9 protein-coding genes are annotated in these 11,947 nt (G+C 73.1%); 2 read left to right on the top strand and 7 right to left on the bottom strand.

Going from position 1 to position 11,947, the window contains the following annotated elements; all coding sequences use genetic code 11:
- Nucleotides 1–123 precede the first annotated feature (123 nt).
- The 4 genes from ACQP1V_RS08045 to ACQP1V_RS08030 form a co-directional block, all read right to left on the bottom strand.
- Entirely contained in the window at nucleotides 124–1,092 is a 969-nt protein-coding gene (locus tag ACQP1V_RS08045; RefSeq protein ID WP_433420421.1) for a DNA-3-methyladenine glycosylase family protein, read from the bottom strand.
- Between the two features lie 165 nt (nucleotides 1,093–1,257).
- Nucleotides 1,258–2,361, bottom strand: coding sequence for a sugar phosphate nucleotidyltransferase (locus ACQP1V_RS08040; RefSeq protein ID WP_433420418.1), 1,104 nt, complete (start codon nucleotides 2,359–2,361; stop codon nucleotides 1,258–1,260).
- A 361-nt stretch (nucleotides 2,362–2,722) separates the two neighbouring features.
- Nucleotides 2,723–3,676: a lysylphosphatidylglycerol synthase transmembrane domain-containing protein gene (locus tag ACQP1V_RS08035; RefSeq protein ID WP_433420415.1), complete on the bottom strand. Its 954-nt coding sequence runs from the start codon at nucleotides 3,674–3,676 to the stop codon at nucleotides 2,723–2,725.
- Between the two features lie 70 nt (nucleotides 3,677–3,746).
- Entirely contained in the window at nucleotides 3,747–4,592 is an 846-nt protein-coding gene (locus ACQP1V_RS08030; protein WP_387408466.1) for a class I SAM-dependent methyltransferase, read from the bottom strand.
- A 234-nt stretch (nucleotides 4,593–4,826) separates the two neighbouring features.
- Here ACQP1V_RS08030 and ACQP1V_RS08025 point away from each other — a divergent pair, with 234 nt between their 5' ends.
- Nucleotides 4,827–5,774: a lysylphosphatidylglycerol synthase domain-containing protein gene (locus ACQP1V_RS08025; RefSeq protein ID WP_433420412.1), complete on the top strand. Its 948-nt coding sequence runs from the start codon at nucleotides 4,827–4,829 to the stop codon at nucleotides 5,772–5,774.
- Here the strand turns inward: ACQP1V_RS08025 and ACQP1V_RS08020 are convergent.
- The 3 genes from ACQP1V_RS08020 to ACQP1V_RS08010 all read right to left on the bottom strand — a co-directional run bounded on the left by ACQP1V_RS08020 (nucleotide 5,744) and on the right by ACQP1V_RS08010 (nucleotide 10,025).
- Nucleotides 5,744–6,820: a glycosyltransferase family 4 protein gene (locus tag ACQP1V_RS08020; RefSeq protein ID WP_433420409.1), complete on the bottom strand. Its 1,077-nt coding sequence runs from the start codon at nucleotides 6,818–6,820 to the stop codon at nucleotides 5,744–5,746. The genes ACQP1V_RS08025 and ACQP1V_RS08020 overlap by 31 nt on opposite strands.
- 10 nt (nucleotides 6,821–6,830) lie before the next feature.
- Nucleotides 6,831–7,766, bottom strand: a complete 936-nt coding sequence (locus ACQP1V_RS08015) for a glycosyltransferase family 2 protein (RefSeq protein WP_433420406.1) — start codon at nucleotides 7,764–7,766, stop codon at nucleotides 6,831–6,833.
- Nucleotides 7,767–7,859: 93 nt separating this feature from the next.
- Entirely contained in the window at nucleotides 7,860–10,025 is a 2,166-nt protein-coding gene (locus ACQP1V_RS08010) for a hypothetical protein (RefSeq protein ID WP_433420403.1), read from the bottom strand.
- Between the two features lie 272 nt (nucleotides 10,026–10,297).
- Here ACQP1V_RS08010 and ACQP1V_RS08005 point away from each other — a divergent pair, with 272 nt between their 5' ends.
- Nucleotides 10,298–11,731 carry a hypothetical protein gene (locus ACQP1V_RS08005; RefSeq protein ID WP_433420400.1) on the top strand — a complete coding sequence of 478 codons (1,434 nt, stop codon included), beginning with the start codon at nucleotides 10,298–10,300 and terminating at the stop codon, nucleotides 11,729–11,731.
- Nucleotides 11,732–11,947: the final 216 nt, after the last annotated feature.

The raw sequence follows: 11,947 nt of genomic DNA, 5'->3' as shown, positions 1-11,947 counted from the left end.
TCGTCATCGCCTTCATGATCGCCGTCGCGGCGCTCGCCCCGTTCCTCGGCGCCGACACCCGGGACGGCCGCGACTGGAAGCTCGGCTAATGGGCTGTCCGCGGACCTCGGCCGCCGTGGACGGTCAGAACGACCGGTAGTCGCGCACCGACATCCGCGGGCCGCGCGCCGGCGGCCGTGGAGCGCCGAGCGCGATCAGCCACGCCACCCGGTGGCGCTGCCCCCGGAACGGCTCCAGGAGCTCCAGCATGGCGGCGTCGTCCACCTTCTGTCCGGTGAGCGCGTAGCCCACGTGGCCCGCCAGATGGAAGTCCCCCACGCTGGGCGCGTCGGGGTCGCCGTGGGCGCGCTGGCGGACCTCCGCCGACGTCCACACCCCGATCCCCGGAAGCGCCCGCAGCAGGCGGTCCGCCTCGGCGCACCCGCCGGACGGCGCCGTGGCCGTCGCCTCCAGCCGGGCCGCGTACCGCGCCGCGTTCACGATCGTCCGCGCGCGTACGGCCTCGGCCCCGGCGCGGTGCCAGTCCCAGGACGGGATCCGGCGCCACACCTCGGGCGCCGGGATGACCACCATGCCCTCGGGCGCGGGGCCGGGCGGCGCCTCGCCGTACCGGCGCATGAGCCACCGCCAGGCCCGCCACGCCTCCATGCCGACGACCTTCTGTTCGAGCACGGCGGGGACCAGCGCCTCGAAGACGCGCAGCGACCGGCCGACGCGCAGGCCCGGGATTCTGGCGGCCAGCTCGGTGACATAGGCGGCCGTACGCGCCGCGCCCGATGACGCCGCCCGCGCCAGCACGTCGGCGAAGGCCGCGACGTCGTCGTCCGCCCCGAGCAACGAGGGCAAGGTGTCGAGCAGCCACTCCGCGCCCGGGCCCCACGCCTGACCCAGGACCTCTCCGGCCGAGGCGGTGACGCGCAGCGTGCCGGGGCCGTCAGGAGTACGGCAGACCCGCCAGAACGCGCCGTCGGGAGTGCGGCGCCAGGCCGGGTCCCCGCCGCCGTGCGGGTGCGGCGACAGCGTCAGGACCAGGTCGAGGGCACCCGTGGGCCGCCACCGGCGTTCCCGCTCTCTCACCGCCGTGCTCGTCATCGCTCCCGCCACCACACCGTCTCAACGTAGTCGCCGACGGGTACCCTCCGATCCCGGGACCGCGGGCCGTTCAAGACGCGGCGGCGTCCCGATGACGACAGGACGCCGGGGATGACGCGCGCCTGCCTGCCGCCTCGGGGACTCGCGGGGAGGCCCGGACGGACGTCAGATGTCGCTGGAGAACCGCACCGAGCACTCGTCCAGCGTCACGCCGGGCCAGATGCGGGCGCCGGCGGCGAGCTCGTTGCCCGCGCCGATCACGGCCCCGTCGCCGACGACCACGTCGCGGAGCACCGCGCCCGTGGAGACCCGGGCCCCGGTACCGATGATCGAGTCGATGACGGTCGCCCCCGGCTCCACCACGGCCCCGTCGCCGAGAACGCTGCCCTGCACGGTGGCCCCGGCCTCGACCGTGACCCCGGCGCCCACGACCGTGCCGCCGCCGACCTTGGCCTCGGACGAGACGCTCGCTCCGTCCAGCAGGAGGAGCTCGCCCACCGGGCCGGGCAGGGCGGGCGACTCCAGCCGGCCCAGCACGAGGTCGGCGGACCCCTGGACGAAGGCGGCCGGGGTGCCCACGTCCAGCCAGTACGACGCGTCCGAATAGCCGAGGACCAGCTCGCCCGCCTCGATCAGCCCGGGGAACGTCTCCCGCTCCACCGAGACGACCTGCCCGGCCGGGATCGTGTCGATGACCGAGCGCTGGAACACGTAGCACCCGGCGTTGATCCGGTTGGTGACCGGATTGGGGGTCTTCTCCAGGAACGCGGTGACACGGCCGTCGGCGTCGGTCGGCACACAGCCGAACCGGGACGGGTCGTCCACCTCGGTCAGGTGGAGCGTGGCGGCGGCGCCGCGTTCGACGTGCATCCTGATCTGGTCGGACATGTCGTGCCCGGAGAGGATGTCGCCGTTGAGCACCAGCACGGGGTCGTCCGCCCCGCAGGTGAGCGCCTCGGCCGCGTTGCGGATCGCGCCGCCGGTGCCGAGCGGCGTCTCCTCGGTCATGTAGACGATCTCCAGCCCCAGGCCGGAGCCGTCGCCGAAGGCCTCGGCGAACATCGAGGCGCGGTAGGAGGTGGCGAACACGATCCGGCGCACCCCGAACGAGCGGGCCTTCGCCAGTTGGTGCGCGAGGAACGGAACCCCGGCGGTCGGCAGCAATGGCTTCGGCGTAAAAAGCGTCAAGGGCCGCAAACGCGTACCTTGGCCCCCAACCAGAAGAATCGCCTCATAATGGGCCGACTCCGGCAAACAGCTCGTCCTCACATTGGCGAGGTTAGCCTAACGATCCGCAGGACGCCGTGACGAAACCAGATGTGCCCGACCTGAGACCTGCACGTGGAATTCCGCTGGCCAGGCAAATGCCGCGAATCGCGCAATCGGCCACAACGGCAGGGTGGCCGGGATCACTTTCATCCGTCCGGGCGGCATCGGCCACCACACCACCCGAGCGCCAGACCGGCCCCAGGCCGGAGACTGGTCGGGCTGGTATCCGCCGGGCCGAAGAACTGTCCGCGGAATACCTCAAAGAACGCGAATCGGAGGAGAAGGAGCGATGACGAACTTTCCTAAGTGGAGCGACATCCGCGGCGACATCGTGGCCACCCCAATCCTCCGGGGCGCGTGGTCAGTCCTCCGACTGGTCGCCGCGCAACGATCCGGCGGGTGACTCGACCGGTACGGCAGGGGCCGACCGGCGCGCGGCCAGGCCGGCGAGGCCGGCGCACACGAGGTCGCCCACGGAGACGATCAGCCGCGAGCAGAGCGTCGCGGCGATCGCGGCGTCCTGGCTGAGCACGGGAGCCAGCGCGGCGACCATCGCGACCTCGCGCACCCCCACACCGGCCGGGGCGATCACCACGATGAAGCCCAGGGACCAGGCCAGGGCGAACGCGCCGACGCTGAGCAGCGCCGCCTGCGGGCCCGACGCCCCGAGCCCGTGGACAATCAGCGCGAGATGCGTGCCGTACGCCGCCCAGCCGCCGAAGGCCCAGCCGCACGCGACCAGCACGCCACGGCGGGTCAGCGGCCGCTCCAGCGGAGCCCGGCGCAGCAGCCGGAGCCCGCGGTTGATGCACCAGTTGACCACGGACGGGTGCAGGGCCGCCGCGAGCACCGGGATCAGCAGCAGCAGCCAGGCGAACCGGGCGACGGAGCCGCCCGCGAGCACCGGCAGGGTCACGGCGGCCGTCAGGAGGCCGCTGCCCAGATAGACGGGATAGGTGAGGAAGAAGGCCGCCGCGCTGCGCGCCCGGGGGATGCCGTGGTCGCGGCCCATCTCCATCTGCGCGAGCACCGGCCACAGCGAGCCCGGGATGTACTTCCCCAGCTGGCCGACGAAGAAGATCTTGGCGGCGTGCGTGAACGCCAGCGGCGAGCCGAGATCGGCGAGCAGTGCGCGCCACATCATCATGCCGCAGCCCAGCGCGGCGATCACGGCGAGCAGCGAGCCGCCGAGTTCCAGCCACGACAGCCGGGCGAACCCCTCGGACACCTCGGTCCACCGGCTGGCCACCGCCCACACGCCGAAGCCCAGCGCGACGGCCAGGAAGAGCAGCCGCAGCGCCTTGCGCCCGGTCACCTGCTCTCCCCCCGCACGCCCCGCACCGCCGCGCCGCCGACGGGCGCACCCCGAAGGTCTCGCGTGCGGGTCACGGCGTGCGTACCGGCTCGGGCGGTTGCGGGAGCGCGGGCCCGCGCGGACGACGTGGCCTCCGGGTCGCGACCCACAGGTATGTCGGCACGATCGGGAGCAGCGCCTGCAACGCCGTACGCGGCGCGCGCTCCAGGGTGCCCTTGGCGGCCCGCCCGACCGCTCCGGGGAACAGCTCGCCACCGGCGAACTGCTCAGGCGAGGCCAGCACCGGGAACGTGTAGTCCCACACGTGGAAGTCCCTGAGCATGCGGCGCAGGCCGCCGCGGGTGCGGAAACGCTCGTAGTAGCTGTCCGCCCGGCCGAACGCCCGCACGTAGCGGTCGGCGGCGGCGGGCGGCAGATAGGACAGGAACGGCAGCTTGTAGTGCGGCTCCATGACACCGAGCCGGTTGCCGAGGCCGAGGTAGAGCACGCCGTCGTCGGACAGCACCCGGTGCATGTCCTTGATCACGGCGTCGGGGTCCACCACGTGCTCGTAGATGTGGTTGAACACCAGCACGTCGATCGAGCCGTCCGGGAACGGCAGCGCCCCGCCGTCGGCGCACACGAACTCGACGCGCTCGCCGAAGCGATCCGCGGCCTTGCGCAGCCCGGGGACGTCGATGTCCACCCCGAAGGTGCGGCTCGCTCCGGCGCCCGCCAGCTCGTCGGCGATGAACCCGGCGGAGCAGCCGATGTCGGCGACGGTCAGCCCGGCCAGCGGGCGGGCGGGGTCCTGCGCGCCCAGGAAGTGCCCGAGCACCGCGATGATCTTCGCTGCCTTGCGGCGGCGCTTCTCCTCGTCCAGCATCGCGGACTGGAACTCGGAGTACTCAAGCTGGGCGGCCCGTTGCCTGCTCACCTGTCGCTCACCACTCCCCGGCCGCCGCGCGACCCGATCCGCTCGCCCCGATCCGCCGGGCCCCACAGGGCCCGCCGCCGCTCATCGGCCCGCTCACCGCTCTCGCGCCTCCCGCGGCGCGCACCCGTCGCTTCCCACGCCGCCCAACAGTACCGGCGCGCCCGGGCCTCCTCGGCCCGCCCTGTGGAAAACTCACCCCTACCAAACGGTAGCTTCGGGCCGTACTCTTGGCGGATGCTGCGCCGCCTGCGATCGAGCCCGCTGCTCAGGGGCCTGCTGGCCCTGATCGCGCTGGGGTTCCTGGCATACGGCCTGGCCAGGAACTGGACGGAGACCTCGGCCGCCCTCGCCCGCCTCTCGTGGTGGTCGCTGGCCGGCTGCGCCGCCGCCGTGCTGGCCGGCTTCGCCTTCATGCTGCTCGCCTGGAGGACCGTCCTGGGCGGCCTCGGCTCGCGCCTGCCGTTCCCCGTGGCCGCCCGCGTTCTCTACGTCGGGCAGCTCGGCAAGTACATCCCCGGCTCGGTGTGGGCGTTCGCCGCGATGATGGAGTTGGCCCGTGACCACGGGGCGCCTCCCCGGCGCACGTTCAGCGCCACGGCGCTCGCCCTGGTCACCTCGCTCGGCTGCGCGCTCACCCTGGCCGCGGTGACGCTCTCCCGCCAGATGGCCGGCCAGGCGTGGCAGTTGCTCGCGCTGATCCCGCTCATCCTCGTCGGCCTGCACCCCCGCGTGATGACCTGGGGCCTCAACCTCGCCCTCAGGATCGCCCGCAAGGAGCCGCTCGACCGGGTGCTGAGCGGCGCCGACATGGCCAGGGCCGCCGGCTGGACCATGGCCGGCTGGCTCTGCTACGGCGCCCACCTGTGGTTTCTCGTCGCCGGCATGCGCCCCGGCGGGCTCTCGCTCTACGCCGTCGCCGCCGGAGCGTACGCGCTGGCCTGGGCGACCGGCATCCTCACGGTCGTGGTCCCGGCCGGCATCGGCGTACGCGAAGGCGCCATGGTCGTGGCCCTGGCGCCCGTCCTCGACACCCCGAGAGCGTTGGTGGTCGCGGTCGTGTCGCGGGTGGCCTTCACGCTGGGGGACGCCGCGTGGGCCGGGATCGGCTTCCTGCTCGCCCGCGTCGCCCCGAGCCCGGCCCTCCCCTCGGGTCAGGAGAGCCCGGGCAGCGTGTCGAGGTAGGTGTTCCAGAACGGCTCGGGATCGACGGCCTTGACCCCCTCGGCCAGCCGCCGGGGCGTACCGGGCCGGTAGAAGCGCGTGATCGCCTCGGCCAGCGCGTCGGCGGAGCCCGGCTCGACGAGCAGGCCGTCCACGTCGTCGGTCACGTTGTCGGGCAGCGCGCCGACCCGCGTCGCGATGACGGGGACGCCGTGCTCGTGGCCGAGCCACACATTCTGGCTGGCCGTGGCCGAGCGGTAGGGCAGCACGAGCGCGTCGGCGCGCGCGAACAGCGCCGGCACGTCCTCCGCCGGGACGTATCCCGGCCGCAGCTCGACCCGCTCGTCCAGCCCCAGCTCGCCGATGAGTGACGTGGTCTCCTCCAGACCGCCCCAGAACTCGCCCGCGACCGTGAGGCGCACGTCCGGGACCCGGGCCAACGCCCGCAACAGCAGGTCGAGCCCCTTGTACGGCCGTACGATCCCGAAGAACAGCAGCTCACGGCGCGGCTCATCGCCCCGGGCGGCGACGCCTCCGGACGCGGGCAGGTGCGGCGCGAGCGCGGACACCGCGACCGGGACCCCGGTGAGCCCGCGGGCCAGCTCCGCCTGCTGCTCCGAATGCGCCAGGACCGCGTCCACCCGCGCGAGCAGCGCCTTCATCAGCGGCCGATCGTACGGCTTGTGCTCGTGCGGCAGCACGTTGTGGCACAGCGCCACCACGCGCGTCCGGCGGCGCAGGCCGAACAGGATGCCGAGATAGGCGGGCACCTGGACGGGGCTGAGCACGGCCAGGATCACGAGGTCGGCGTTCCGCAGGCGCCGCCCGCAGCGGAGCCAGCCGTCGGGCCGCCGCCAGTCCAGCTCGCGGCGCGTCCCGGGGTACGGCTCGCCCTCCGGCGTGTCGATCGTCTGCTGCCCGGGATAGAGGAAGGAGGGGTACTGCGCCCGCCAGGACTCGATCACCACGTCGTGGCCGCGCGCCCGCAGCCGGTGGGCCAGCTCGGTGGTGTGCTGGGCGCCGCCTCCCTTGTAGGGGTAGGTCGGACCGACGATCGCGATCCTCATCGTGCCGCCGTCACTCGGACCGGGAGCGGACGATCAGGTCGGCGAGCAGCGCCAGCGACCCGATCAGCAGGCCCGAGACGAGGATCAGGATCGTGTTGCTGGTGAAGTAGAAACTGAAGCCGTACTTCACCACGTCAAACAGGCTCTTGACCAGGCCGATGCCGACCAGCCACAGCGCGGGCGGCATCAGGACCTTCAGCGGGTTGAAGTACATGATCATCCGGAGCACCTGGAGGATGTACCGGTAGGCGTCCGAGACGAAGCCGAACTTCGACTTGCCGGCCCGCTTGGCGTACTCGATGGGCAGGTAGTAGACGTCGTGCTGGTTCGACAGGAACGCCAGCGTGATCGTCGTGACGCAGGAGAACCCGGGCGGCAGCAGCCGCAGGTACGGCTTGGCAACCGACTTGCGGAACGCCCGCAGGCCGGAGTTCAGGTCGGGGATCTTCTGCCCGGCCAGTTGTTCGGCGACCTTGCGGATGAACCACTTGGCCGGCACCCGCAGGAACTTGTGCGAGCCCTCCTCGGTGGTCCGCGCGCCGACGACCTGGTCGACGGTCGGGTCCTTGTCCAGGATGCCGACCAGCTCGGGGATGCGCTCGTTGGGGTACGTCATGTCGGCGTCGGTCCACACGACGATCTCGCCGCGCGCCTCCTGGGAACCGATCCGGCGCACCGTGCCGGATCCGCCGTTGCGGTGGAACGCCTTGATCCGCATGTGCGGGAACCGCGGCGCGGCCTCCCGGAGCCGGGCCAGCGTCTCGTCGGTCGAGCAGTCGTCGACGGCGAGCAGCTCGTACGTGTAGCCGCTGGAGTCCATGGCGGCGCAGATGCGCTCGACCTCGTCGATCACGTGGTCCTGCTCGTTGTAGCAGGGCAGGACGATCGTCACGTATGGGGTGTCGGCGGGGATCACGGCGCTTCCAGAGGTATCGGGCGTGCTCACGTCGGCAAAGGGTACTCTGCCGCGGCCACCTCCCTGCCCCACATGGGGATCTCGTACGGCTTTCTCCCCACTAACCCTCAAGGCACGGCGGGACTAACGCGGCTCCTGGGGGACGGTCATCCAGACGTCGGATCCGAGGCTCCAGACGGCGTCCGGCGGGCCCACGAGGGAGCGCTCGTCCTGGCTCGTCCGTAGCCCCAGCACCTGGGTGGCCGTGCCGTACCGCGTGAGCTGGGCCTGCTCGGCGGCGAGCAGCACGGGCCGGCGGCCGGTGGCCCGCACCTTCCCGATCACCCTGCGCACGTCGAGTGCCAGGGCGACGCTCGCCCCCTCGAGGTTCTTGACCCGCGCGGTGGGGACACCGCACTGTCCGCGAATCACCTGGGTGAACCTGTCTCCGGTGACCCGCTCGATGATCAGCACGGACGCGTCGCGCGGGATCGCCGCGCACATGCGGGCGATGCCGTCCGCCTCGCCCCGCTCGACGGGCGAGAACGCGGTCCCGATCGAGGTGACGGCGGGGGGAACCACGAACAGGAGCGCTCCGGCGACCATGGTGAGGCGGGTGCCGCGTCCCGCGCGGTGGAGGCGGTCGCGCCCCCAGCGCAGCCCCCAGACCGCGAGCAGGATCAGTCCGGGGATCACGACCGGCACCAGCCGCCGCGCTGCGAACGGGTGGTCCGGCGTGATCGCGGGACGCCACAGGGTCGTCACGGTCGTCCAGCCGACGATCGCGAGCGGGAGCAGCCACTCCAGGCCCCTCCCCCTGGCGAGGCGCCGCGCGAGGACCGCGGCGGCGAGCGTGGCCAGCACGACCACCGGAAGCCCGACGTACCAGATGACCCAGTAAAGGGAGTCCTCGTAGTAGAGCCGGGTGCCGTCCACCGGGAGACGGTTGGCCATCTGGGTCTTCTCGATGAAGTCGGCGTTGAGCTTGTCCTCCCATGTCACCGCCACGCGCCGCACGATCTGCACCCAGGGCCGTACGGCGAAGCCCGCCATGACGAGCACGACCAGCGCGGCGGCCCATCCCGGCAACGCCGACACCCGGAACAACTCCGGCAGCCGCGGCAGGCGGGAGAGCCCGGACCGTCCCGGCTGATCGCCCCGCTCCGGCCGGCCGGGCCGTTCCGGATGATCGGTACGTCCGGGGCGGGCCCGGCGGGCGGCGAGCCGGACGGCGATCCTCGGCGCGAAGACCGCGCCCGCGGCGGTGACCACGACGACGGCGGCGCAGATCGCGAGCAGCGGCAGCAGCGACCCCGAGAGGTAGTTCAGATAGGGCCGGGCCAGCAGGTAGCAGGCGGCGAAGCCGCAGAATCCGCCCACCCCGAGCCCCGCGAGGAGCGGCACGCCCAGCCGCCCGTCCGGGAACCGCCGCGCCGTCTCCGCGCCCGCCGGCGCGGGCGGCCAGGAGATGCGGCGCAGCGCGATCAGCACCCCCGCGTACGCCAGGACGGGGAGCACGTCACGCAGGCCGTCGATCCGTACGAGCAGGGCGAGGCCGAAGACGAGCCCGGCCAGCGCCGCGGCGGTGCGGGCGCCGTCCCCCACCCGGAGCCGGTGGCGGGCGTCGAGCAGCAGCGTCATGCCGCCGAACAGCAGGATCAGGGAGGGGATCTCGCTGAACGTCGTCCGCGACGTGTAGAGAATGGGCAGGCTGACCGCGAAGACCAGGGCCGCGAGCGGCGCCCAGCGGGCACCGGCCAGGCGGGCGGTGGTCCCGGCGACGACAAGCACCGCCAGCGCGCCCAGCACCGGCGGGACCAGCAGGAGCCCGGGCACCCCGCCGAGCCAGTAGCCGATCGCGTCCAGCATGGGCGGCCCCGGCATGAACTGGGGCACGACCGCGCCGTGGAAGTCGTAGAACCCCACACTGTCGAAGCGCAGCGCGGGGTCGAGGCCGCCGAAGTCGGCCTGGCCGTACGGGATGGGCAGCGACCCGTGCCGGGCCAGCCAGATCGCGTACTGCGCGTACGTCGCGGGGTCGCGCCGCACGAAGATCTGCTCGGAGCGCAGGAACCCGTTGAACAGTCCGGACGCGACGGCGATGCCCGCCACGGCGGCGGTGTGCCGTCCAAGGGCGGGCACGCTCTCCGGGAGGCGGCGCAGGCCGAGGACGCACAGGAGGAGGGCCGCGCCGCCGCCGAGCAGCGCCATGGGCAGCGGCCGGAACCAGCCGAGCAGCAGCAACGGCAGGCCCGCGAGCAGCCATCCGGCGAGCGCGAGCGCGGGCACGGCGGAACCGACGGCGAGCACCCGGCCCGCCGACGGCAATGTCGTTCGCGGCCGGAGCCGGCCGAACCGTTTTGTCGGGATGAGCCGAGCGTAACGGCCCGCCGCGGATGATCGGCCCACGCGCCTGCCCCCGACCGCGCCCGGACTCTCGCGGCGCTCGAACTGTCACCGCGGCGGGGTAGCGTACGCCGGGAAGAACGCGGGGGACGGGGAACGCCGGGGGGACGGGGAGTCAGGTGTCGTGGTTGCGGCGCATCGCGCCTTGGGCTCGCCGCCACAGGTGGTTCCTGGGGGTGCTTGGACTCGGCGCCGCCCTCCGGGTCGTGACCATGCTCGGGTACCGGCCCGCGCTGTGGTTCCCGGACTCCTACAGCTACGTCGTGACGGCGATGCGGCCGAAGCCCGATCTGGTGCGCCCGGCGGGCTACTCGATGTTCCTGCGGCTGCTGGAGCCCCTGCACGACTTCGGGTTCGTGGTGCTCACCCAGCACGTGCTCGGCCTGCTGACCGGCGCGATGATCTATCTGGCGGTGATCCGCCGCCGCAGGCCGCTCTGGGCCGGCGCGCTCGCCTCCGCACCCGTCCTGCTCGACGCGTACCAGGTGCAGCTTGAGCACCTGCTGGTCTCCGACGCGCTGTTCACGTTCCTGCTCGTGGCCGCGGTCTTCGTGGCGCTGCGCCCCCTGACCTGGCGAACGGCCGTCGCCACCGGCCTCCTCCTGGCCGCGGCGACGCTGACGAGGACGGTGGGCCTCCCGCTGATCGCCGCCTTCGCGGTCCTCCTGCTCTGGTACGGCTCGCGCGCCGCCGGGAAGGCCGCCGCGGACGACGCGACCGGCCAGGCGGGCGCGGCCCAAGGGTCACGGCGCGGGCTTCCCTGGCGGGTCGTCGGGGCGTTCCTCGCCGCGGCGCTGGTCCCCGTCGCCGCCTACGCGGGCTGGTTCTGGGCGGCCCATCACCGGGTGGGGCTGGTCGGGTCGAACGGCGCCTTCCTGTACGCGCGGACCATGTCCTTCGCGGACTGCCGGGTCATGCGGCCCCCGGCCGACCTGGCCGTCCTGTGCGACGACCGGCCTCCGGCCCGCAGGCCGCCGCCGCAGGACTACGTCTGGGACCCGGACTCGCCGCTGGTCCGGCTGCCCGGCATCACGTTCCTCAGCGAGACCGACGCGCTGGCCGGCCGGTTCGCGTGGCTGGCCATCCGCAGCCAGCCGCTCGACTACGTGTCCACCACGGTGGACGAGTTCGCCCGGACGTTCGTGTGGGGCCGCCCGGTCTATCCCGACCTCGAGGTCTACAGGTATTACGAGTTCCCCTCGAAGACCCCCGCTCCGCCCGGACGCCATCCCGCGGTCGTCGGCACCCGATTCGCCGAGCTCTACCAGCGGGGCCCGATCTCCACCCGGGTCGTCGAGCCGTTCGCCGGGGTGATGCGGGCCTACCAGAGCGTGGTGTTCCTGCCGGGCCTGCTGCTGCTGCCCGTCCTCCTCTTCCCGCCGCTGGCGGCCGCCGCACGGTGGGCCCGCCGGCTGACCGCCTCCCGCGGGTCGGCGTCCCGTACGGGTGACGGGTGGCGGCTGGCCTGGGCGGTGCCGTGGGCGGTCGCGGTGTCGCTGTTGCTCATCCCCGCCGCCACGGCCGAGTTCGACTACCGGTACGTCCTTCCGGCGACCCCGCTGGCGTTCCTCGCCGCCGCGCTCGCCCTGCGCCCGCGCTCCCGGCGCTGACCGGAGCCGTACGAAGCTAACCCGCTCTGACCGCCCTGACCGGCCCTGACCGGCGCCCTACGGAGCCGCGCGACCCCCATGGTCCGGCGTCTGCCGACCGCTGTGGACGGCTGATCGACGCGGGCTCCGGCCACGCTCTCGGGCGACCTCCGCGCTGACCTGGAAGATTCCTGAGAGTCCGACAATCATCAAGTATTTGGCATACCCCGAAATATC

Source organism: Microtetraspora malaysiensis (assembly GCF_050947145.1).
GTDB lineage: Bacteria > Actinomycetota > Actinomycetes > Streptosporangiales > Streptosporangiaceae > Microtetraspora_A > Microtetraspora_A malaysiensis.
The sequence above is the reverse complement of the archived record's forward strand: the minus strand, read 5'-3'. Positions and strand labels throughout refer to the sequence as shown.

Coding starts and splice junctions, on each gene's coding strand:
- ACQP1V_RS08025 (WP_433420412.1), top strand. CDS start 4,827: ATGCTGCGCCGCCTGCGATCGAGCCCGCTGCTCAGGGGCCTGCTGGCC.
- ACQP1V_RS08045 (WP_433420421.1), bottom strand. CDS start 1,092: ATGACGAGCACGGCGGTGAGAGAGCGGGAACGCCGGTGGCGGCCCACG.
- ACQP1V_RS08020 (WP_433420409.1), bottom strand. CDS start 6,820: ATGAGGATCGCGATCGTCGGTCCGACCTACCCCTACAAGGGAGGCGGC.